Here is a 20680-nt window from a genome sequence, read left to right as displayed (position 1 = left end):
GGCGTTGTCCGAGGCGATGCGCCAGCGCCCGCCCTGATACTGCGCAGCACACACCCCCTGAATTGAGGAGACAGACCATGCCGACGATCACCACCCCAGCCCTGCACCGCCGCCTTGCCGCCCTGGCCCTGCTGGGCGCCACCACCCTGGTGACAGGCTGCGCCGGCATGGGCAATCCCTTTGGCGGCAGCAGCGGCGGTGGGGCGCAACCGGCTCCGCGCCCCGTGCAGGTCTGCAATGCGGCATCGGCGCAGTCCTTCGTGGGCAAGAGCAATACCTCGGCCACGCTGGAGGCCGCCCGCAAGCAGTCGGGCGCCTACATGGCCCGCGTGCTGCGCGAAGGCCAGCCAACGACGATGGAGTTCAACCAGGAACGCCTGAACCTGGTGGTCGACGGCACAGGCCGCATCGTGGCCGTGCGCTGCGGCTGATCGCCGACCGATTGCGCGGTGGCGCTGGATGAAGAAAGGACGCCGAGGCGTCCTTTTTCAATGGTCGTTGGCCCGCTCACTCGGCCAGGAACAGCTCCTGCAGGTCGCTGAGGAAGTCAAAGCCCCGCTCCGTGGGCACCACCCGGCCCAGGTCGCGCGTGATCAGGCCCTTGGCCTGTGCTGCATCCAGCCCCTTGGCGATGGACGACAGCGGCAGGCCCGTGCGCTCCATGAAGTCCTGCAGCGCAAAGCCTTCGCGCAGTCGCAGCGCGTTGAGCATGTACTCGAAGGGCAGGTCGGCGCGGCGCACCTCGCCGTCCTGCGCCAGTGGCGCGCCGGCCAGGGCCTGGTCCATGTAGCGTGCGGGATCGCGAAAGCGCACCTGGCGCACGATGCGGTGCGCAAAGCTGAGCTTGCTGTGCGCGCCCGCGCCTATGCCCAGGTAGTCGCCGAACTGCCAGTAGTTGCGGTTGTGCCAGCACTGGTGGCCCTCGCGCGCATAGGCCGATATCTCGTAGCGCTGCATGCCTGCGGCGGCGGTGCGCGCGGTGATGCGGTCCAGCATGTCGTAGGCCAGGTCGTCCTCGGGAATGGCCGGCGGGAACTTGGCGAAATACGTATTGGGTTCGATGGTCAGGTGATAGACCGACAGGTGCGGCGGCGCGAAGGACAGGGCCACGTCCAGGTCACGCGCCAGGTCCAGCTCGGTCTGGCCGGGCAGCGCGTACATCAGGTCGATGTTGAAGGTCTCGAAGCTGTCGGCCGCCTCGCGCACGGCCGCACGCGCCTGGGCGCCGTCGTGCACGCGGCCCACGGCCTGCAGGAAGCGGTCGTCGAAGCTCTGCACGCCAATGGACAGCCGCGTGACGCCGGCCGCGCGAAAGGCGCGGAAGCGGTCGGTCTCGAAGGTGCCGGGGTTGGCCTCCATGGTGATCTCGCAATCGGCCTCCATGCGCAGGCGCGCGCGGATGGCAGCCAGCAGCCGGTCGATGGCCTCGGGCGAGAACAGGCTGGGCGTGCCGCCGCCGATGAAGATGCTGTGCACGGTGCGGCCCCAGATCAGCGGCAGCGCGCTTTCCAGGTCGGCGACCAGGGCGTCGACGTAGCGGTCTTCCGGCAGCTCGGGGCCGTCGCGGCCGTGCTCGTGCGAGTTGAAGTCGCAGTACGGGCACTTGCGAATGCACCAGGGCAGGTGCACATACAGCGACAGCGGCGGCAGGCTGCCCAGCTGCAGCGTGCCGGGGCGCATGTAGTGCTGGATGTCGCGCTGCACGGCGGCCTGGGCGCCGGAGGCCGCATCCTGGGGCTGGATGGGAATCATCGCACCCAGCGCTCGCGCACGAGTTCGATCATCTGCAGCGTGGCGCGGCCGCGGTGGCTATGCGCGTGCTTCACGGCCGGGTCCATCTCGGCGAAGGTCTGGCCCAGCTCGGGGATGTACATCACGGGGTCGAAGCCGAAGCCCTGCGTGCCACGGCGCTCGGTGGTGATCTCGCCCTGCACACGGCCCATGGCGATCAGCGGTTCGGGATCCTTTGCGCTGCGCACGCCCACCAGGGTGCTGACCATGGCGGCGCGGCGGTCGGCCACGCCCTGCATCTGCTCCAGCAGCGCGCGCACGTTGTTGTCGTCGCTTTTCTCGTAGCCGAACTGCGTGCAGTAGTAGGCCGTATCCACGCCCGGCAGCCCGCCGAAGTGCGAGACGCACATGCCGGCGTCGTCGGCAATGGCGGGCAGGCCCGTGCGCTCGGCCGCGAAGCGGGCCTTGGCCAGCGCGTTCTCCACAAAGGTGCAATGCGGCTCGGGCGCCTCGCCCTCGAACAGGTCGCCCTGGCGGATCAGCTCCACCCCCAGCGGGGCGAACATGGCTTGCAGCTCGGCGAGCTTGCCGCGGTTGTTGGAGGCCAACACAATCTTCATCGTAGAAATCCAGTCGGGCGCCCGTGCGCCCTTTGTCGTCAATAGGTTCGGTAGTCCATGCGCGCCAACGGCACCGCTGCCGCGGGCCGGCAGCGGCGGTCAGCGCTTGAACTGGCGCTCGGCCGAGCGGCGTATCGCTTCGTTGATCTCGGCGATGGAGCGCTCGATGGCCGCGTCGTCGAGCTCATCTTCCAGGTCTTCGATTGCCCCGCCCTGGATCGTGGATTCAAACGCGTCGTTCTCGATGTCCTGGGTGGAGATGCCCATGGTGGACTCGAAGGCGTCTGGCGTCTCCCACTCCATGGCAATGGCCGTGACGTTGTCGCTGGCATCGCCCGCATTGCGCAGCGCCGTATCGACCAGCTGGGGAATGGCCTGGGACACGGTGCGGCCGTGCAGGGTGCGCAGCAGGTGCCCTTCGTCCACGCTGCCCCACAGGCCGTCGGAGCACAGCAGCAGCTTGTCGCCCTGCTCCAGCCGGCGCGGCTCGGTCACGTCGTAGATAGGCTTGGACGGAGAGCCCAGGCAGGTGAACAGCACGTTGCGACTCGATGTCTTGAGCTGCGCGGCGATCTCGCCCATCTCCAGATAGGAGTGATCGCGCGTGCGCACCAGCAGCTCGCCGCCGCGCACCAGGTACAGGCGCGAGTCGCCGCAATGGATCCAGGTGATCTTGCCCTTCTGGATGACGGCGGCGACCAGCGTGGTGCGCGGCGTGTCGATCATTCCCTTGGCGCTGGCATAGCGCAGGATCTGCCGGTGCGCGTGCAGCAGCGCATCGACCAGAAAGCCCTGCGGATCTTCGAGCAGCGGCTTGGCCTGGCGCTGGAAATGCACGGACATCACCTGCAGCGCCAGCTGCGCGGCGACCTCGCCTTCGGGATGGCCGCCCATGCCGTCGGCCAGCACGAAGAGCACGGCTTCCCGCGTGTAGCAGTAACCCATGCGGTCTTCATTGAGCGCACGGCCGCCGCGGCGGCTCAGCTGGAATACCGAAAACCTCATGGCTTGCGCTCCTGGCCCACGGCTGGCAGGCCCGCTGCGCCGCTGATCTTTTGCATGTTCTTCTTGGCGTCGGTCACGAGCGTGTCCAGCTGCAGGCGCATGCGCTCGGAGACGCTGAGCTTGGTGTAGCGGCGCTCGCCTTCGCGGCTCAATTCCTTTTGCAGCGCAAACACCGACTGCGGACGCGATCCCGGGTCCACGGCCATGCACCACTCGACCACCTCGATGAGATTGTCCGAATACACGCCGCGCAGCTTGGTCAGCGCCAGCGTGAGCCGGTCCTTGTCCTGGCGCTGCGGCGCCTCGTTGGGCGGAAATCCCTGCATGCAGGCATAGATGCAGGCGCCGATGGCGTAGATGTCGGTCCAGGGCCCCAGCGATGCGTCGCGGCGGTACATCTCGGGCGCGGCAAAGCCCGGCGTGTACATGGGGCGGATGAAGTTGCCTTCCTTGGACAGCACCTCGCGCGCCGCGCCGAAGTCGATCATCACGGCACGGTCGTCATTGGTGATGAAGATGTTGGCCGGCTTGATGTCCAGGTGCAGCATCTTGTGCTGGTGCACGATGCGCAGGCCGCGCAGCACCTCGTCGAACAGCGAGCGGATGGTCGATTCGCGGAACACCTTCTCGGCCTTGAGCTCGCGCGCGGTGACGACGAAGTCCTGCAGGGTGGCACCCTCCAGGTAGTTCATCACCATGTAGACGGTTTCGTTCTCGCGAAAGAAATTGAGCACGCTGACCACGGAAGCGTGCGAGATCTGCGCCAGTGAACGCCCTTCCTCGAAGAAGCTCTTGAGGCCCAGGCGGTACAGCGAAAGTTTTTCGGGCGCCACGGCGGGCTGCAGCTCTCCGGGGGCACGGGTGGCCAGCGAGGCGGGCAGGTATTCCTTGATCGCGACCTGCTTGCCCTCTGCATCCAAGGCCAGGTAAACGACGCCGAAACCGCCGGAAGCAAGCCTGCGCACCACCCGATAGCCGCCGATCGTGCTGCCTGGCGGCAATGGCGCCGGCTTGATCTTGGAAGACATTTTTCTCCGGTGAGTCTCAGGGATGGGGCGAAACCCGGATAATCGGGCAATTGCAAGCATCCATCAAAAGTCCAATGCCAGTTTACAGCATGACCGGATACGCCAGTGCCCAGCACGGCGCGTCCGAAGAAGATGGTGGAGCGTCGGGCCGCAACAGCCGGCTCGGTCTGGAGATCCGCTCGGTCAACAGCCGCTTCCTGGATCTTTCGTTCCGCCTGCCCGACGAACTGCGCGCGCATGAGCCAGCCTTGCGGGCCCTTTTGACCGCCCGCCTCAAGCGCGGCAAGGTCGAGGTGCGCGCCGCCATCGACAACGACGACGGCAACTCCCTGCCCGACCCCTCCACCGCCATGCTGCAGCGCCTGGCCATGCTCCAGGACACTGTCCAGTCCTGGCTGCCCGACGCCCGCAGCCTGTCCGTCTCCGACGCCCTGCGCCTGGCCAGCGGCAGCGGCAACTCGGCCGTTGACTGGAGCAGCGTGCTGCCCACGCTGGCAGAGCAGGCCCTGACCGAACTGCTGGAGGCCCGCGCCCGCGAAGGCAAGCGCCTGGCCACCATGCTGCTGGACCGCATCGCGCAGCTGCGCAAGCTCGCGGCAGATGCCACGCCCCTGGTGCCCCAGCTCGTGGAGCAGCAGCGCCTGCGCTTCATGGAGCGCTGGAAGGAAGCGATGGCCCTGGCCGAAGGCGCCGTGGCGCCCGAAGCCGCCCAGGACCGCGCCCTGACCGAGGCCACCGCCTTTGCCATCCGCATCGACGTGGCCGAGGAAGTCACCCGCCTGGACTCGCACCTGGACGAGATCCAGAGCCTGCTCAAGAAGGGCGGCGAGATCGGCAAGCGCCTGGACTTCCTGATCCAGGAACTGCACCGCGAAGCCAATACGCTGGGCTCCAAGTCCGCCACGCTGGAGCTGACCCGCATCAGCGTGGACATGAAGGTGCTGATCGAGCAGATGCGCGAGCAGGTGCAGAACATCGAATAAGCCCAACACAGATGCCCATGCGTGAACACACTGCGCAAAATTCCATGGATTACCCCGGAAACCTCTTTGTCGTCTCGGCCCCCAGCGGGGCCGGCAAGTCCAGCCTGGTGCGCGCGCTGCGCGAGTTCGATGCGCGCGTCTCCCCTTCCGTCTCCCACACCACGCGCGCGCCCCGTGGCCAGGAAAAGCACGGCCGCGAGTACTACTTCGTCTCCGACCAGGAGTTCGACGCCATGGTGTCGAACAACGCCTTCGTCGAATGGGCGAACGTGCACAGCCGCCGCTACGGCACGGCCAAGAAGGCGCTGGAAGAGCGCATACAGGTCGGCACCGACGTGCTGCTGGAGATCGACTACCAGGGCGCACTGCAGGTCAAGCAAGCGTTTCCGAACGCCGTGCTGATCTTCATCCTGCCGCCCAGCTGGGACGAGCTGCGTGCCCGCCTGGAAAACCGGGGCGAGGACGCGCCCGAGGTGATCGAGCTGCGCCTGAAGAACGCGGCCGAGGAGATGGCCCAGGTGGCAAAATTCGACTTCGTTATAATCAACGAATTGTTCGAGAGCGCACTGTTTGATCTCAAGACGATCATCCACGCCCAGCGCCTCAAGTATGCGGCTCAGCGCAGCCGCCGCGCAGAGACCTTCGAGTCTCTCAATATTTCTGAACCCAACTGACGTTTCCCGGAGATCCTGATGGCACGCATCACTGTTGAAGACTGCCTGGAGCAGATCCCTAACCGCTTCCAGCTCGTGTTGGCCGCCACTTACCGCGCACGCATGCTGAGCCAGGGTCACACGCCCAAGATCGAAACCAAGAACAAGCCCGGCGTCACCGCGCTGCGCGAGATCGCCGAAGGCAAGGTCGGCATCGAGATGCTGAAGAAGGTTCCGGGCTGATTTGCTGCAAAGCAACACAATGGCCCCACAAAGAGCACCGCACAGCGGTGCTTTTTTTACATGAAGCCTGCACAAACCAGCATGCACGCTACATTTAAGTCATGAAAGCGGCCTTGACTTCGTTCACAGCCCCCTCTGATCCCGTACCGCCACCCCGGCCCGAGCGCATGTCTGCAGAGCAGGCAACCGCCGTGTCGGCCAATGCCTTTGCCGGACTGATGGAGCACCTGGGATACCTGGATGCCACCAGCATCGAGCAGGTGCGCGAAGCCTATGCCTTCGCCGACCAGGCCCACAGCGACCAGTGGCGCAGCAGCGGCGAACCCTATATCACCCATCCCATCGCGGTCACGGCGCTGTGCGCGAGCTGGAAGCTCGACGCCCCGGCCCTGATGGCCGCGCTGCTGCACGATGCGATGGAAGACTGCGGCGTCACCAAGGCCGATCTCGCCCAGCGCTTCGGCCAGGACGTGGCCGAGCTGGTCGACGGCCTCACGAAGCTGGACAAGCTGCAGTTCAACACGCGCGAAGAGAACCAGGCGGAATCCTTCCGCAAGATGCTGCTGGCGATGGCGCGCGATGTGCGCGTGATCCTGATCAAGCTGGCCGACCGCACCCACAACATGCGCACCATGGGCGACATGCCGCGCAGCAAGTGGGGCCGCATCTCATCGGAAACGCTGGAGATCTACGCACCCATCGCCCACCGCCTGGGGCTGAACCAGACCTACCGCGAGCTGCAGGACCTGGCCTTCCGCCACCTGCATCCCTGGCGCTACGCCACGCTGGAAAAAGCCATCGCCCGCTCGCGCAAGCGACGCCGCGACCTGGTCCAGCGCGTGCAGGACGAGGTCAATGCCGAGTTCGCCGGCGCGGGGCTGCAGGCCCGCCTTGCCGGCCGCGAAAGCACGCTGTATTCGCTCTATCTGCGCATGGAGAAGAACCAGCTGAGCTTTGCCAAGGTGACGGACATCTACGGCTTTCGCATCATCTTGCCGCGCGTGATCGATTGCTACACGGCGCTGGGCGTGCTGCACCAGATGTACAAGCCCATGCCGGGCCGCTTCAAGGACTACATCGCCATTGCCAAGAACAATGGCTACCAGTCGCTGCACACCACGCTGGTGGGCCCCTCGGGCGTGAACATCGAGTTCCAGATCCGCACCGAGGAAATGCACATCGTCGCCGAGGCCGGCGTGGCCGCCCATTGGCTTTACAAGGCCCAGCCCGGCCACGATTCCGAGCAGCTGGGCACGCAGTGGCTCCAATCGCTGCTGGACATCCAGAACGAGACGCGCGATGCCGCCGAGTTCTGGGACCACGTCAAGGTGGACCTGTTCCCCGACGCCGTCTACGTGTTCACGCCCAAGAGCGAGATCATGGCCATGCCGCGCGGCGCCACCGTGGTGGACTTCGCCTATGCGATCCACAGCAAGGTCGGCAACCACATGACCGCCGCGCGCATCAACAACGAGGAAGTGCCGCTGCGCACCGAACTCAAGAGCGGCGACGTGGTGCAGATCGTCACCTCCGAAGACGCCACGCCCAACCCGGCCTGGCTGGGCTTCGTCAAGACCGGCCGCGCGCGCTCCAAGATCCGCCATTACCTGAAGTCGGCCGCGCAAAGCGAATCGGCACGCCTGGGCGAGAACCTGCTGGCCCAGGCCATGCGCGCCGAAGGCATGGACGCCGTGCCGCCGGCCGATGAAGCCAACCAGGCGCTGTGGGACGAAGTGCTGCGCATGGCAGGCAGCCGCAGCCGCGCCGACCTGATGGTGGACATCGGCATGGGCCGGCGCATTGCGTCGCTGGTGGCCTCGCGCCTGACGGCGCTGATGGCGCGCCACGGCCACCGGCCCGACGCCCTGCTGCTCACGCGCGAACGCTTCAATGCCAGCAACCGGCCCTTCCAGGGCGCCGTGCTGCTGGACGGCTCCAACCAGGGCTCCATCCACTACGCGCAGTGCTGCCGGCCCGTGCCGGGCGACGCCATCGTGGGCTATCTGGGCAGCGGCGAAGGCCTGATCGTGCACCACGCGCAGTGCAAGATCGCACAGCGCCTGCAGGAAAAGGACAGCGACCGCTTCATTGTCGTGGAATGGGCAGATGACATCGATGCCGCGCGCCTTTTCGAGGCCCGCATCGTCGTCACCGTCAACAACGGCAAGGGCGTGCTCGCCCGCGTGGCAGCCGAGCTGGCCGGCGCCGAAGTGGATATCCTGCGCGTGGACATGGCCGACGAGGCCGCCATGAGCACCACGGACCTGTGCTTCGTGATCTCGGTGCACGACAACCAGCAGGTGGAGTCCGCGCTGCGCAACCTGCGCCGCGTGCACTCGGTGGTGCGCGCATCGCGCGTCATTCCCTGACCCCGGCCCTGCGGGCCGGTCTCGTCTCTACAGGCCCTGCACCAGTTGCTGAAGCAGCTGGCCGCAGTCGTGCTCGAACTTGCAGGCCAGCAGATCTTCGGCCCGCATGCGGCCCTGGTTGACCGCCACCACCGGCTTGCCCTGGGCCACGGCCTCGTGCACGAAGCGCAGGCCCGAATACACCATCAGCGACGAGCCCACGACCAGCAGGCCCTGCGCATGCCCGAGCGCGGCCCGCACCGCCGCCACGCGCTCGCGCGGCACGCCCTCGCCGTAGAACACCACATCGGGCTTGAGCACGCCGCCGCAGTGCGGGCAGGCCGGCACGTCGAAGCGGCTGAAGTCGCGCCCTTCCAGGTCGGCATCGCCATCGGGCGCGGCCTGGGCGCTCAGGCCGGCCCAGCCGGGGTTGCGCTGCAGCAGCATGGCCTGCAGCGCGGCGCGCCCCATGCCGGCGCCACAACCCATGCAGCGCACGGCGGCAATGCGGCCGTGCAGGTCGATGACACCCTCGCTGCCTGCTGCCGTATGCAGGCCGTCCACGTTCTGGGTGACCAGGCCGGCCATCCATCCGCGCTGCTGCAGCAGCGCCAGCGCCTCATGGGCCGGGCCGGGCCGGGCCTGCGCCATCACGGGCCAGCCCAGCAGGCTGCGCGCCCAATAGCGCTGGCGCGTGGCATGGCTGCCCATGAAGGCCTGCAGCGTCACGGGCTGGGGCCGCTTCCACTGCCCCGCCGCATCGCGGTAGTCCGGAATGCCCGAGCCTGTGCTGCAACCTGCGCCCGTCAGCACCAGCCAGCGCTGGCCAGGGCGCAGCAGGGCACGCAGCGCCTGCGCGGCATCCTGCACAGGCGGGGACAGGGAGGGCGATGGTGCAGCAGTCATGGGAGCACAGCATAGCGATCCATGGATGGCTTGGTGCGGAAACACCGTGTTGCATTCAGCGCCAGGGCGCAGCGGAGACAATGGCTGCATGCCCCACGCACATGCCACCGCCCCCGTCCCCAGCAACGCCAACGGCCCCCACATGCTGACCCGCGCCGGACTGGCCACCGCCCTGACTGCCGCTCTGCTGGCCGGCTGCGCCTCCCGACCTGCGCCCACGCCGGTGCCAGCGCCAGCTTCCGCTGCGGCGACTTCCATGGCTGCGGCCGCCCCTGCCGCGGCGGCACAGGCCGGCCCGGCCGCAGCGCCTGCTGCCGAGGCAAGCGGCGCGCAAGAGGCGTCCCAGCAGGCCGAGGCCGCCAGCTTCGAGGCCTGGAAGCGGGACTTCGCGCGCAAGGCGCTGGAGGCCGGCATCTCCGCCAAGACCGTGAGCAGCGCGCTGGAGCCGGCCCGGCTGCAGCGGCGCGCGGTGCAGCTGGACCGCTCGCAGCCCGAGTTCACGCGCACGCCCTGGCAGTACCTGGACAGCGCCGTCTCGGCCCAGCGCATTGCCCAGGGCCGCACCAAGCTGCGCGAAGCGGCTGCACCGCTGCAGGCGGCCAGCCAGCGCCATGGCGTGCCGGCCGAGGTGATCGCCGCCATCTGGGGCATGGAAAGCAATTACGGCAGCAACTTCGGCAACTTCCCCACCGTCGATGCGCTGGCCACCCTGGCCTTCGACGGCCGGCGCGCGGCCTGGGCTCAGAAGGAGTTGCTGGCCGCCCTGCGCATCATCGACAACGGCGACATCGATGCGGCCCACATGATCGGCTCCTGGGCCGGCGCCATGGGCCATACGCAGTTCCTGCCCTCGGTCTTCCTGGCCTATGCGGTGGATGCCGATGGCGATGGCCGCCGTGACATCTGGGGCAGCCTGCCCGATGTGACGGCCTCCACGGCGAACTACCTGGCCCATTCGGGCTGGAAGACGGGCGAGCCCTGGGGCGTGGAAGTGCGCCTGCCGGCAGGCTTTGACCATGCACGCGCCGAGACCAGCGTGCGCCAGGACAGCGCACAATGGGCGGCCGAGGGCGTGCAGGCCGTGGACGGCTCCGCCCTGCCCGCCATGGCCGAAGCCAGCGTGATCGCACCGGCCGGCACGCGCGGCCCGGCCTTCATGGTGGGCGCCAACTTCCGCACCATCCTGCGCTACAACAACTCCGTGAATTACGCGCTGGGCGTGGGCCTGCTGTCGCAGCAGCTGGCCGGCGGCCCGGGCGTGCAGGCGGCCTGGCCGCGCGATCTGGCCCCGCTGTCGCGCGAGCAGTTGCGCGCCTTGCAGGCAGCGCTCAACGAACGGGGATTTTCAGCCGGCACGGCCGATGGCGTGATGGGCCCGGCCACGCGCGCGGGCCTGCGCCAGTTCCAGCAAAGCCAGGGCCTGGTGGCCGATGGCTATCCCACGCTGGAGCTGCTGCAGAAACTGCAGCCCTGAACGCTCTCACCCGGCGGCGCTGCCCGGCTCCGGGTAGGTGACTTCCAGCACTTCCAGCGTGCGCACACCTGCGGGGGTGGGCAGGGCCACCTCGTCGCCCACACGGGCCTTGAGCAGGGCGCGCGAGACGGGTGCGATCCAGCTGACCTGCTGGCGTGCGCTGTCGGCCTCGTCGATGCCCATGATGGTGATGGTGCGCTCCTCGCCTTCGTCATCGACGTAGGTGACGGTGGCGCCGAAGTAGATCTGCTCGCTGCCGGCATGCACGGAGGGATCGACCACCTCGGCGATCTCCAGCCGCTTGGTCAGGAAGCGGATGCGCCGGTCGATCTCGCGCAGGCGCTTCTTGCCGTACAGATAGTCGCCGTTCTCGGAGCGGTCGCCATTGCTGGCCGCCCAGTGCACGATCTCCACGATGCGCGGGCGCTCGTTGTCGATCAGGTCCAGCAGCTCGCCCTTGAGCCGCGCGAAGCCCTGGGGCGTGATGTAGTTCTTGCCGCCCGGCGGCAAGGGCGGCAGGCCGACTTCATCATCGTCGTCGCCGTCGGATTCCTTGGTGAAAGCCTTGCTCATAGGGAGCCGATCTTCACACAGATCACCGCAGCAGGCGAAGACGCCGCACAAACCTCGACACCAACTGAGCACAAACGAAAAAGCCTCAGAACTTTGCAGTTCTGAGGCTTGTCGTTTTGGTGCGGCTGGCAGGAATCGAACCCACGACCCCTTGGTTCGTAGCCAAGTACTCTATCCAGCTGAGCTACAGCCGCCAAGCTTCGAATTATAGCGTGCTTTTTGAACGCCTACGGAAAACCATGAAAATATCGAAAAATAACCGTTGACCAGTGCCTGAACCATGGCCACGGCCTCCGTGCGGGCGCCTGAAACGAAAAAGCCTCAGAACTTTGCAGTTCTGAGGCTTGTCGTTTTGGTGCGGCTGGCAGGAATCGAACCCACGACCCCTTGGTTCGTAGCCAAGTACTCTATCCAGCTGAGCTACAGCCGCCAAGACAACGATTGTATATCAATTTCTGGCCTCTCCGCAAAAATTGCAACCATCGCAAACTCCGGGCCCCGTGGCGCACCGCGCTGGCCTATATTGGCCGGTCGCGGATGCAGGCCCTGCCCTGCACCTGCGCGGGAGACAAACACAGCGAGCGGCCCGCCGCAGCGGCGGAAACGACAAGACATGACAGACAAGCGCGCGGCCACGCAGCCGCAACCGCCCGAGGGCGCCATGTGGGGGCAGCTGTTTCGCCGCAGCGCCCGCCCCTCCCTGAGCCTGCAGGGCCAGATCCGCGAGATGCTGGTCGATGCCATCCTCTCGGGCATCCTCGCACCCGGCGAATCCATTCCCTCCAGCCGCGAGCTGGCGCGCCACCTGGGCGTGGCACGCATCACCGTGGTGCTGGCCTACCAGCAGCTGGCCGAGGAAGCCTTTTTGCTGAGCCGCCAGCGCAAGGGCCACTTCATCCATCCCGACGTACTCAAGGGGCGCACGCCGGGCGGCGCTGCGGCCAGCAGCCCCCCTGGCGAAGGCCGCCGCACCGACTGGTCGCGGCGCCTGTGGCTGCTGCCCAGCCAGCAGCGCAGCATCGTCAAGGAAGAGGACTGGCAGCGCTACCCCTATCCCTTTCTGTACGGCCAGTTCGACAAGGAGCTGTTTCCCACGGCCGCCTGGCGCGAATGCTGCCTCAAGGCCCTGGGCGTGCTGGACATACGCCAGTGGGCGCCCGACCAGATCGCGCGCGACGACGAGATGCTGATCCAGCAGGTGCAGACCAAGATCCTGCCCAGGCGCGGCGTCTGGGCCTCGGCCGACGAGCTGATCATTACCGTGGGTGCGCAGCACGCCCTCTACATGGTGGCCGACCTGCTGATGCGCGAGGGCACGGCCGTGGGCATCGAAGAGCCCGGCTACCCCGACGCGCGCAACATCTTCAGCAGCCGCACCTCCCAGGTCATCCCGCTGCCGGTGGACGGCCAGGGCCTGCCGGTCACGCCGCTGCTGCGCCAGCTGGACTACCTCTACGTGACGCCCAGCCACCAGTGCCCCACGGGCGTGACCATGCCGCTGGCCCGGCGCGAGGCGCTGCTGGAGATGGCCGAGGCGCACGACATCATCCTCATCGAGGACGACTACGAGAGCGAGAGCAGTTTCGACGGCCAGCCCATTCCGGCGCTCAAGAGCCTGGACCGCAGCAACCGCGTGATCTACGTGGGCAGCCTGTCCAAGAGCCTGGCGCCGGGCCTGCGCGTGGGCTACATCGTGGCCGCGCCCGAGCTGATCCGCGAGCTGCGCGCACTGCGCCGGCTCATGATCCGCCACCCCGCCACCTTCGTGCAGCGCACGCTGGCCATGTTCATCTCCCTGGGCCATTACGAGGCCCAGCAGCGGCGCCTGGCCCAGGCGCAGAAGGAGCGGCACGCAGCCCTCACGGCCGCCATGGCCGAGCATGCGCCCGGCTGCCGCATCACGCCCGTGCGCGGCGGCGGCTCGTGCTGGGTGCAGTTGCCCGACCACATTCCTGTCGAAGCCCTGGCGCAGCGCGCCGCAGCGCATGGTGTGCTCATCGAGCCCGGCGATGTGTTCTTCGCCCGCCCGGGCACGCCCGGCAGCTACATGCGCATGGGCTACCAATCCATACCCGCCAACGACATCGGCCAGGGCGTGAAGGCCCTGGCCGATGCGATCCGTGAGGAGCAGCAGTAACGCAAGGAATGGCCGGGACCGGCCCTGCCGGTCCCGTCGCCCCTGGGTCAGTACTTCTGCGGCTCGGGCCGCGCAGCCTCGGACAGCGATGTCACCACGGGCGCCACGCCGCGCTGCAGGAACTGCCGCACGGCGTAGGCCAGCAGCAAAATGCACAGGCTGGCCACGCCCAGCGCCAGCGGCGTGCGCTGCTCGGGGATGAAGGCCATGGCGATGACGATGGACAGCATGCCGAAGATGGCGAACCAGGTCAGGTACGGATAGCACCACATGCGCACCTTGAGCTGGTGGGGCGCCTCGCGCTCCAGCCGGGCGCGCAGGCGCAGCTGCGAGATGGCGATCAGGATGTAGACGAAGATCGCCACCGTGCCGTAGGAATTGACCAGGAAGGCGAACACCTTGTCGGGCGACACATAGGACATCACCACGGCGCCGTAGCCGAACAGCGTGGCCACCAGGATGGCCCGCGTGGGCACGCCATTGCGGCTGACCTTGGCCAGCGCCTGGGGCGCGTCGCCGCGCCGCGTCAGCGCGAACAGCATGCGAGATGACGCATACAGCCCCGAGTTGAGCGCCGACAGCACGGCCGTCAGCACGATGGCATTCATGATCTGCGCGGCGGCCGGCACGCCCATGGTGTTGAGCGCGCTGACATACGGCGTGGCAATGCCGCCCGCATTCCAGGGCACCAGGCAGGCCACCAGGAAGATGGAGCCCACATAGAACACCAGCACGCGCGTGATCACCGAGTTGGTCGCCTTGGCCACGGCCTTCTGGGGCTCGGCCGTCTCGGCGGCGGCAATGGTCACGATCTCGGCGCCGAAGTAAAAGCCCGTGGCCGCCACCGCCCCGGTCAGCACGGGCACGATGCCGTTGGGCATGAAGCCGCCGTTGCCGGTGAGGTTGCCGAAGTGCATGCCCTGCGAGGCGGGCGTCAGGCCCAGCACGTAGACGCCGGCCACGAACAGGAAGACCACGATGGCCGCCACCTTGATGGAGGCGAACCAGAACTCGAACTCGCCAAAGGACTTGACCGACACCAGGTTGGTCAGCGTCAGCATCACCAGCAGCACTAGGCTGATGCTCCAGTTGGGCACATCGGGCAGCCAGTAGCGCACCAGGTCGGCTCCGGCCACGGCCTCCAGCGCCACGACGATGACCCAGAAGTACCAGTACATCCAGCCCGTCAGAAAGCCTGCCAGCCGGCCCACGCCGGGGCGGTCGCGCCAGGCCTCGCGCGCAAACTCGTAGAACGAGCCTCCCCCGGGCATGGAGCAGGCCAGCTCGCCCAGCATGCGCATGACCAGGACCACGAGCAGGCCCGTGATGAGGAAGGAAAGAATCGCGGCCGGCCCGGCCGACTTGATGACGACGCCGCTGCCCACGAACAGCCCGGCGCCGATGACGCCACCGAGGGCGATCATGGTCATGTGGCGTTCCTTGAGCCCGTGCGAAAGCCCCGGTGAAGAGGCGTGCTGATTTCCGATCATGTCTTGTCTCCTGTTTTATTCAGGCGCCACGGCTGATGCTCTGTTGTGGTGGCTGCGCAGGTGCGCGCCTTGCCGTGGCGTATCCGGTGTTCCCGGTGGCACGGGGCCGCAAGGCCCCGCGCCGTCAGGCGGCCGCCACCGGCGGGCGGTCCTTGCGGAAGGCGTTCTTCACGGCGATCTTTCCGTCCTTGAAGGTGAAGACATCCACCATGCGCGCTTCCACGCGCAGGCCGTCGGCCTTGGTGCCCTTGAAGGTGCTCTCGGACACGCCACGGTCGCCCTGCACGAAGTGGTCTCCATCGAGCCAGGCCGCATCGGGAAAGGCCTGCCAGGCCATCTGGAAGCCCTCGCGCACGGCCTGGCGGCCGATGAAGCTGCGGCCCATGAGGTCGGGGCCGGCCACGGCGTGGAACTCGCATTCATCGGCCATGAAGCCCATTAGGGCCTCGATATCGTGGCGGTTCCAGGCCTCGGCAAAGCGGGCCAGGAACTGTGCGTCGGGAGGGTTGGTGTCTGCGCTCATGCTGTCTCCTTGTCTGTGGTGGGTCCCACGGCGCCGGGCCCGGGCAGGGCCGCAGCGCCGCGTCATCGAAATGTCGATGGGCCATGGTAGGTAGCAGGCACACGGACCCGTTAGAACCAGATGCCATCAATCGTTAGGTCCAGGCGCGCGCACCGGCCGCCGCTGGCTCTATCGAAAGCTGGGCTGTGGCGCTAACTGGCTCCATGGCCTGCTGGCTATGCTGATTCCATCGTCGGTGCACCGCCTTGCAGGGCTCGCCGGCATTGGCCCCATTCCACCGAATCCATAGCAAAAAGCGGCAGATCCCAAGCCGCCGCACCAGGAGACATCCGCCATGAAAGCCGAGGACATCCGCCCCAGCCACCTGCGTCCCTACGACCCTCAGTACGACCCGCTGGTGGCCGCCAACCCGGGCCACGGCACGGGCTATGCGCCCACTTACTGGGTCGGCACGGCGGGACGCCCGCCAGACGATGACGGCCCGGTCACCGGCGACATGGACGTGGACGTGGCCATCGTCGGCTCGGGCTTCACGGGCCTGGCCACGGCCCTGTTTCTGGCGCGCGAACACGGCATCCGCGCCGTGGTGCTGGACGCCAACCAGACCGCCTGGGGTTGCACCAGCCGCAACGGCGGCCAGGGGCAGAACGCCAGCGGGCGCCTGTACCGCTCGCAATGGATCGCACGCTGGGGCAAGGACGTGGCGCTCAAGCTCGACGCCGAGATCCGCGAGGGCTTCCAGACCTTCAAGGACCTGGTGGCCGAATTCCCCGAGTGCGAGCCCCAGCCCGGCGGCCACCTCTACATCGCCCACCGCGAAAAGAAACTCGACTTCCTGCGCAACGAGACCCAGATCATGCGCGAGGTCTTCGGCTACGACGCCCGCATGCTCAGCCCCGAGGAGCTGCGCCGCGACTATGTGAACGATGCCGACAGCCATGGCGCCATGCACGAGCCCGACGGCATCGGCGTGCACCCGCTCAAGCTGGCCTTCGGCTACCTGCGCAAGGCGCGGGAGCTGGGCGTCAAGGTGCACCCGGCCAGTCCGGTGCTGGGCGTCGAGACGCGCAACGGCGTGCACCACCTGCGTACGCCCGGCGGCACCGTGCGGGCGCGCGCCGTGGGCTTTGCCACGGGCGGCTACACCAGCAACGCCCTGCATGGCAGCCTGCGCTCCAAGATCATGCCCATCCTCTCGAACTCGCTGGTCACGCGGCCGCTGACCGAGCAGGAGCTGGAGGCCACGGGCTTCAAGACCACCCAGGTCATCACCGACACCCGCACGCTGCGCTTTTACTACCGCCGCCTGCCCGACAACCGCGTGCAGATCGGCAGCCGCAGCGCCGTCACGGGTGCCGATGCGCCCAACCCCATCCACATGGCCAAGCTGGTGGACGGCCTGCACCGCAAGTTCCCGGCGCTCAAGGGCATCACCATCGACTACTCCTGGTGGGGCTGGGTCGATGTGAGCCACGACATGATGCCGCGCGTCTTCCAGCCCGATCCGGGCCAGAGCATCTTCTACGCCGTGGGCTATGGCGGCAACGGCGTCTCCTTCTCGGCCCACGCGGGCCGGCGCATGGCCGAGCGCATCGCAGGCCGCCAGAGCAAGACCTTCGAGCTGCCCATCTACAACTCGGAGCTGGAGTATCCGAACGTCTTCAACATGGTGCGCTCGCCCGCGTTTGCGCCGTTTCGCCGGTTGGGGCAGCGGTTCCTGTACCACTGGTACTACATGCGCGACGAAAAGCTCTGAACCCCAACCGATTGCTGCTTGGGCCGGCCTCCTGCAGGGGGCCGGCCCTTTTTTTCAGCAGCGCCGGGGGCAGCCACCTGCTACCGGTTCCGCATCCAGTCGGCCGTGTTCATGAAGCTGGCCTTGAGGCGCACGCGCAAATCCTCGGGCACGCCGGTCTCGCCCATGGCCTGGTCCATGCAGGCCACCCACTGGTCGCGTTCCAGGATGCCGATGGAAAACGGCATGTGGCGCATGCGCAGTCGCGGATGGCCGAAGCGTTCCTGGTAGTGGTCAGGGCCGCCCAGCCAGCCGCACAGGAACCAGAACAGCTTCTGGCGCGCGTCGGCCAGCGTGCTGCCATGGGCGGCACGCAGTTCGGCATAGCCGGGCTCCAGGTCCATCAGATCGTAGAAACGGTCCACCAGGGCCTGCACCCTGGGCTCGCCGCCGATCCATTCATAGGGGGTCTGGGGCGCGTTGTTCTGGGATTCCTCGGACATGACTGGAAGCGGCTGGCGGCTGAGTGAAACCCGCGATTGTCAGGCATGTGCCATGTCCGTGCTTGCGTGCGTGCCGGCCCGCAAGAAGGCATACACGCCCAGCGCCGTCAGCACGGTGATGCCAGCCAGCACATCGAGCAAGGTGGAAAAGGCCTGGCCATACGCGACCAGCACGGCCGATGCAGGCAGGCCGGGCAGCAGCGACAGCGCGCCGGCGAGATCACCCGTCACCAGCAACTGCGCGGCCGGGCCGGTGGCCGCCAGCGCCTGCGGCGCCAGTGGGGCAGCCAGTGCCGACAGCCGCCATGACAGCAGTGCCGCCAGGCCCGCGCCCACCAGCGCCAGCGCCATGCCCTCGCCCGCCACGCGCACCGTGCTGAAAATGCCTGTGGCCATGCCGGCGCGCTCGCTGGGCACCACGCTCACGGCCAGGCCATCCATCAAACCCCAGGGCAGCCCGATGCCCAGGCCGATCAGCAGCAGCGGAGGCGCCATCTGCGCAAAAGCCGTGCCCGGCGCGCACCCGCCCAGCCACAGCAGGCCCGCCGCGCACACCAGCAACCCCGCCAGGCACAGCAGCGCGGCCGAAACCCAGCGCGTGAGCCAGCCCGCCAGCAACGGCACGAACAGCATGGGCAGGGACAGCACAAACATCAGCTGCCCCGCCTGCAGCGGCGCCATGCCCTCCACGCCGATGAAGCGCACCGGCAGCAGCACCAGCAGCACCACGAAGGCATAGGCCGGCGCACCCGCCAGCAACTGCACGCCCACGAAACGCGGATAGCGAAACAGCGACAGGTCCAGCATGGGCTGCCCCGTGCGCTGCTGCACGCGCCGCTCCACGGCCACAAAGGCCGCCAGCGCCAGCGCGGCACCGGCCAGCGGCAGCAGCGCCGCCCCGCTGGACCAGCCCGCCTCCGGCCCCTGCAGCACGCCCCAGGTCAGCAGCGCCAGGGCTGCGGTGAACAGCAGCGCACCGGCCCGGTCCAGCCGCTGCGCCTGCGGGTTGCGCGACTGAGGCATGCAGCGCAGCCCCAGCACCAGCGCGGCCAGCGCAACGGCGGCCACGCAAAGCACCACGCCGCGCCAGCCCGCCACGCCCAGCAACCAGCCCGACAGCAACGGCCCGAAGGCCAGGCCCACGCCAAACGACGTGCCCACGCCACTGAAGGCACGCATGCGCGCCGTCCCGTCGAACACCTGGGCCAGCGCCGCCGTGCCGCCCGCCAGCGCGGCCGCCGCGCCCAGGCCCTGCAGCGCACGCAGCAGGTTGAACACGACGATGGCTCCCTGCCCGCCCAGGCAGGCCTGGGCCAGCGCACTGGCCAGCACCACGCCCAGCCCGGTCAGGAAAACGCGCCGCCGCCCATGCAGATCGGCCAGCGCGCCGGCCGCCATCAGCGTGGCGCCAAAGCTCAGCATGAAGGCATTCGTCACCCAGTTGAGCGCCAGCGGCCCGCCGCCCAGCGCCTCGCGCAGCGCAGACAGGGCCACGGCCGGCCCGGTAAAGCTCAGCGGCATCGCCAGCGCTGCAAGGCAGACCGACAACAGCACCCAGACCGGGGATGCATGCGGTCGCGCTGTGCCGTGGAGCGCACCCGGTGCGCGGGAAGAAGTCAGGCAGGAGGACATGGTTGGCAAGGCTTTCGCAATTTCCCGGCCGCACATGGCCAGGCATGCATGAACGATAAAAGCGCTGCAATGCCGTGAAAATAGGCGCCAGACTCCCCACACTCCCAACCCAAGGTTGGCAATCGACATGGACAGCTTCAGCGGACTCGAATCCTTTGTGCGTGCAGCCGACCTGCTGAGCTTTGCCGAGGCCGGGCGCGCCCTGGGCATCTCGGCCTCGGCCGTAGGCAAGAACGTGGCGCGGCTGGAACAGCAGCTGGGCCTGCGCCTGTTCCAGCGCACCACGCGCCAGGTGCGGCTCACACAGGAAGGCGCGCTGTTCCATGAGCGCTGCCGCCGCATCCTGGATGAACTGCACGATGCGCGCGCCACCATGCAGGCCGCCGCCGAGGCGCCGCGCGGACGGCTGCGCGTGAGCCTGCCCACCATCGGCTACCGCTTCCTGCTGCCTGTGCTGCCCGAGTTCCAGGCCCTGTACCCGGAGGTTGACCTGGACCTGGACTTCAACGATCACCTGGTGGACGTGGTCGAGGCCGGCCTGGACGTGGTCATCCGCAGCGGCGAACTGGCCGACTCGCGCCTGGTCGCGCGCCGGCTGGGGCCGTTTCGCTTCATCCTGGCCGGCTCGCCCGCCTACCTGGCGGCACGAGGCATACCGCAATCCCCCGCCGAACTGGCACAGCACAGCTGCCTGCGCTACCGCTTCCTGAGCAGCGGCAAGCTGGAGGAATGGGTGCTGCCCGGCATGCCGCCCCACCTGCCCGCCGCCCTGGTCTGCAACAACATGGAAGCCATGCTGGGCGCGGCCGTGGCGGGCATGGGGCTGGCCTATATGCCGGACTTCCTGGCGCGGGATGCACTGGGGCGTGGCGAACTGCAGCGGGTGCTGGCGGAGGACCTGACGCACACGGGGCAGTTTTCGGCGCTGTGGGCGTCGAGTCGGCAGTTGTCGCCTAAGGTGAGGGCGTTTGTGGATTTTGTGGGGGAGAGGCTGTTCAAGGAGTCTTGAACGGGGCCGTCCCCTGCTGTTGCTCGTTCTTGTCCCTGCTGTTGCTCGTTTCTGCCCCTGCCGGGTGGTTGTTTTTCGAGGCCGGGT

At 67.7% G+C, this 20680-nt stretch carries 19 protein-coding genes and 2 tRNA genes; 9 read left to right on the top strand and 12 right to left on the bottom strand.

The window, feature by feature from the left end:
* The first annotated feature begins 77 nt into the window (after nt 1-77).
* Complete coding sequence (locus ACF8NF_RS00500) at nt 78-431, top strand: I78 family peptidase inhibitor (protein WP_343740235.1); 354 nt, start codon at nt 78-80, stop codon at nt 429-431.
* Between the two features lie 76 nt (nt 432-507).
* On the opposite strand, the gene hemW is transcribed toward ACF8NF_RS00500, so the two are convergent.
* The 4 genes from hemW to ACF8NF_RS00480 form a co-directional block, all read right to left on the bottom strand.
* Nucleotides 508-1752 carry a radical SAM family heme chaperone HemW gene (gene hemW / locus ACF8NF_RS00495; protein WP_016450316.1) on the bottom strand — a complete coding sequence of 415 codons (1245 nt, stop codon included), beginning with the start codon at nt 1750-1752 and terminating at the stop codon, nt 508-510.
* Nucleotides 1749-2351: an RdgB/HAM1 family non-canonical purine NTP pyrophosphatase gene (gene rdgB, locus ACF8NF_RS00490; protein ID WP_034367744.1), complete on the bottom strand. Its 603-nt coding sequence runs from the start codon at nt 2349-2351 to the stop codon at nt 1749-1751. Before rdgB ends, hemW begins: the two co-directional genes overlap by 4 nt.
* Nucleotides 2352-2450: 99 nt before the next feature.
* A complete protein-coding gene (locus ACF8NF_RS00485; protein WP_016450314.1) occupies nt 2451-3356 on the bottom strand; it encodes a PP2C family serine/threonine-protein phosphatase in 906 nt (301 codons plus the stop codon).
* Complete coding sequence (locus ACF8NF_RS00480) at nt 3353-4384, bottom strand: serine/threonine-protein kinase (RefSeq protein WP_016450313.1); 1032 nt, start codon at nt 4382-4384, stop codon at nt 3353-3355. The genes ACF8NF_RS00485 and ACF8NF_RS00480 overlap by 4 nt, the downstream gene beginning before the upstream one ends.
* A gap of 89 nt (nt 4385-4473) precedes the next feature.
* Here ACF8NF_RS00480 and ACF8NF_RS00475 point away from each other — a divergent pair, with 89 nt between their 5' ends.
* The 4 genes from ACF8NF_RS00475 (at nt 4474) to ACF8NF_RS00460 (ending at nt 8632) form a co-directional block, all read left to right on the top strand.
* Nucleotides 4474-5367, top strand: a complete 894-nt coding sequence (locus ACF8NF_RS00475; protein ID WP_017407182.1) for a YicC/YloC family endoribonuclease — start codon at nt 4474-4476, stop codon at nt 5365-5367.
* 44 nt (nt 5368-5411) lie between these two features.
* A complete protein-coding gene (gene gmk, locus ACF8NF_RS00470; RefSeq protein ID WP_016450311.1) occupies nt 5412-6041 on the top strand; it encodes a guanylate kinase in 630 nt (209 codons plus the stop codon).
* Between the two features lie 18 nt (nt 6042-6059).
* Nucleotides 6060-6263: a DNA-directed RNA polymerase subunit omega gene (gene rpoZ, locus ACF8NF_RS00465; RefSeq protein ID WP_016450310.1), complete on the top strand. Its 204-nt coding sequence runs from the start codon at nt 6060-6062 to the stop codon at nt 6261-6263.
* Nucleotides 6264-6364: 101 nt separating this feature from the next.
* On the top strand, nt 6365-8632 hold the full coding sequence (locus ACF8NF_RS00460) for a bifunctional (p)ppGpp synthetase/guanosine-3',5'-bis(diphosphate) 3'-pyrophosphohydrolase (RefSeq protein WP_016450309.1): 2268 nt from the start codon (nt 6365-6367) through the stop codon (nt 8630-8632).
* 27 nt (nt 8633-8659) lie between these two features.
* On the opposite strand, the gene ACF8NF_RS00455 is transcribed toward ACF8NF_RS00460, so the two are convergent.
* Nucleotides 8660-9517, bottom strand: coding sequence for an NAD-dependent protein deacetylase (locus tag ACF8NF_RS00455; protein WP_203399863.1), 858 nt, complete (start codon nt 9515-9517; stop codon nt 8660-8662).
* Between the two features lie 88 nt (nt 9518-9605).
* Here ACF8NF_RS00455 and ACF8NF_RS00450 point away from each other — a divergent pair, with 88 nt between their 5' ends.
* Nucleotides 9606-10991: a lytic murein transglycosylase gene (locus ACF8NF_RS00450; protein WP_392449886.1), complete on the top strand. Its 1386-nt coding sequence runs from the start codon at nt 9606-9608 to the stop codon at nt 10989-10991.
* A 6-nt stretch (nt 10992-10997) separates the two neighbouring features.
* On the opposite strand, the gene greB is transcribed toward ACF8NF_RS00450, so the two are convergent.
* From greB to ACF8NF_RS00435, 3 genes are all read right to left on the bottom strand, one after another.
* A complete protein-coding gene (greB, locus tag ACF8NF_RS00445; protein WP_017407186.1) occupies nt 10998-11564 on the bottom strand; it encodes a transcription elongation factor GreB in 567 nt (188 codons plus the stop codon).
* A gap of 117 nt (nt 11565-11681) precedes the next feature.
* A tRNA-Arg gene (locus ACF8NF_RS00440) sits at nt 11682-11758 on the bottom strand.
* A gap of 159 nt (nt 11759-11917) precedes the next feature.
* Nucleotides 11918-11994 (bottom strand) — tRNA-Arg (locus tag ACF8NF_RS00435).
* Nucleotides 11995-12177: 183 nt separating this feature from the next.
* Between ACF8NF_RS00435 and ACF8NF_RS00430 the strand changes: the two genes are divergently transcribed.
* Nucleotides 12178-13701, top strand: a complete 1524-nt coding sequence (locus ACF8NF_RS00430; RefSeq protein ID WP_126312803.1) for a PLP-dependent aminotransferase family protein — start codon at nt 12178-12180, stop codon at nt 13699-13701.
* Nucleotides 13702-13748: 47 nt separating this feature from the next.
* Here ACF8NF_RS00430 and ACF8NF_RS00425 read toward each other — a convergent pair whose 3' ends face one another.
* Nucleotides 13749-15191, bottom strand: a complete 1443-nt coding sequence (locus ACF8NF_RS00425; protein WP_016450754.1) for an amino acid permease — start codon at nt 15189-15191, stop codon at nt 13749-13751.
* Nucleotides 15192-15315: 124 nt separating this feature from the next.
* Nucleotides 15316-15714: a nuclear transport factor 2 family protein gene (locus tag ACF8NF_RS00420; RefSeq protein ID WP_016454801.1), complete on the bottom strand. Its 399-nt coding sequence runs from the start codon at nt 15712-15714 to the stop codon at nt 15316-15318.
* A gap of 334 nt (nt 15715-16048) precedes the next feature.
* On the opposite strand from ACF8NF_RS00420, the gene ACF8NF_RS00415 reads away from it, so the two are divergent.
* Nucleotides 16049-17470, top strand: coding sequence for an FAD-binding oxidoreductase (locus tag ACF8NF_RS00415; RefSeq protein WP_016454802.1), 1422 nt, complete (start codon nt 16049-16051; stop codon nt 17468-17470).
* A gap of 80 nt (nt 17471-17550) precedes the next feature.
* Here the strand turns inward: ACF8NF_RS00415 and ACF8NF_RS00410 are convergent, their stop codons facing one another.
* Nucleotides 17551-17952: a group II truncated hemoglobin gene (locus ACF8NF_RS00410; RefSeq protein WP_034367729.1), complete on the bottom strand. Its 402-nt coding sequence runs from the start codon at nt 17950-17952 to the stop codon at nt 17551-17553.
* A gap of 39 nt (nt 17953-17991) precedes the next feature.
* Nucleotides 17992-19506 carry an MFS transporter gene (locus ACF8NF_RS00405; RefSeq protein WP_392449893.1) on the bottom strand — a complete coding sequence of 505 codons (1515 nt, stop codon included), beginning with the start codon at nt 19504-19506 and terminating at the stop codon, nt 17992-17994.
* A 205-nt stretch (nt 19507-19711) separates the two neighbouring features.
* Between ACF8NF_RS00405 and ACF8NF_RS00400 the strand changes: the two genes are divergently transcribed.
* Entirely contained in the window at nt 19712-20593 is an 882-nt protein-coding gene (locus tag ACF8NF_RS00400; RefSeq protein ID WP_047473008.1) for a LysR family transcriptional regulator, read from the top strand.
* Nucleotides 20594-20680 lie beyond the last annotated feature (87 nt).

It is taken from the genome of Delftia sp. WSY_22 (assembly GCF_043104185.1).
In the GTDB taxonomy this organism is placed as follows: Bacteria; Pseudomonadota; Gammaproteobacteria; order Burkholderiales; family Burkholderiaceae_C; genus Comamonas; species Comamonas tsuruhatensis.
The sequence above is the reverse complement of the archived record's forward strand: the minus strand, read 5'-3'. Positions and strand labels throughout refer to the sequence as shown.

Coding starts and splice junctions, on each gene's coding strand:
- ACF8NF_RS00415 (WP_016454802.1), top strand. CDS start 16,049: ATGAAAGCCGAGGACATCCGCCCCAGCCACCTGCGTCCCTACGACCCT.
- ACF8NF_RS00485 (WP_016450314.1), bottom strand. CDS start 3,356: ATGAGGTTTTCGGTATTCCAGCTGAGCCGCCGCGGCGGCCGTGCGCTC.
- rpoZ (WP_016450310.1), top strand. CDS start 6,060: ATGGCACGCATCACTGTTGAAGACTGCCTGGAGCAGATCCCTAACCGC.
- ACF8NF_RS00475 (WP_017407182.1), top strand. CDS start 4,474: ATGACCGGATACGCCAGTGCCCAGCACGGCGCGTCCGAAGAAGATGGT.
- ACF8NF_RS00460 (WP_016450309.1), top strand. CDS start 6,365: ATGAAAGCGGCCTTGACTTCGTTCACAGCCCCCTCTGATCCCGTACCG.
- ACF8NF_RS00420 (WP_016454801.1), bottom strand. CDS start 15,714: ATGAGCGCAGACACCAACCCTCCCGACGCACAGTTCCTGGCCCGCTTT.
- ACF8NF_RS00400 (WP_047473008.1), top strand. CDS start 19,712: ATGGACAGCTTCAGCGGACTCGAATCCTTTGTGCGTGCAGCCGACCTG.
- ACF8NF_RS00425 (WP_016450754.1), bottom strand. CDS start 15,191: ATGATCGGAAATCAGCACGCCTCTTCACCGGGGCTTTCGCACGGGCTC.
- ACF8NF_RS00500 (WP_343740235.1), top strand. CDS start 78: ATGCCGACGATCACCACCCCAGCCCTGCACCGCCGCCTTGCCGCCCTG.
- ACF8NF_RS00480 (WP_016450313.1), bottom strand. CDS start 4,384: ATGTCTTCCAAGATCAAGCCGGCGCCATTGCCGCCAGGCAGCACGATC.
- ACF8NF_RS00430 (WP_126312803.1), top strand. CDS start 12,178: ATGACAGACAAGCGCGCGGCCACGCAGCCGCAACCGCCCGAGGGCGCC.
- ACF8NF_RS00410 (WP_034367729.1), bottom strand. CDS start 17,952: ATGTCCGAGGAATCCCAGAACAACGCGCCCCAGACCCCCTATGAATGG.
- hemW (WP_016450316.1), bottom strand. CDS start 1,752: ATGATTCCCATCCAGCCCCAGGATGCGGCCTCCGGCGCCCAGGCCGCC.
- rdgB (WP_034367744.1), bottom strand. CDS start 2,351: ATGAAGATTGTGTTGGCCTCCAACAACCGCGGCAAGCTCGCCGAGCTG.
- ACF8NF_RS00450 (WP_392449886.1), top strand. CDS start 9,606: ATGCCCCACGCACATGCCACCGCCCCCGTCCCCAGCAACGCCAACGGC.
- greB (WP_017407186.1), bottom strand. CDS start 11,564: ATGAGCAAGGCTTTCACCAAGGAATCCGACGGCGACGACGATGATGAA.
- ACF8NF_RS00455 (WP_203399863.1), bottom strand. CDS start 9,517: ATGACTGCTGCACCATCGCCCTCCCTGTCCCCGCCTGTGCAGGATGCC.
- gmk (WP_016450311.1), top strand. CDS start 5,412: ATGGATTACCCCGGAAACCTCTTTGTCGTCTCGGCCCCCAGCGGGGCC.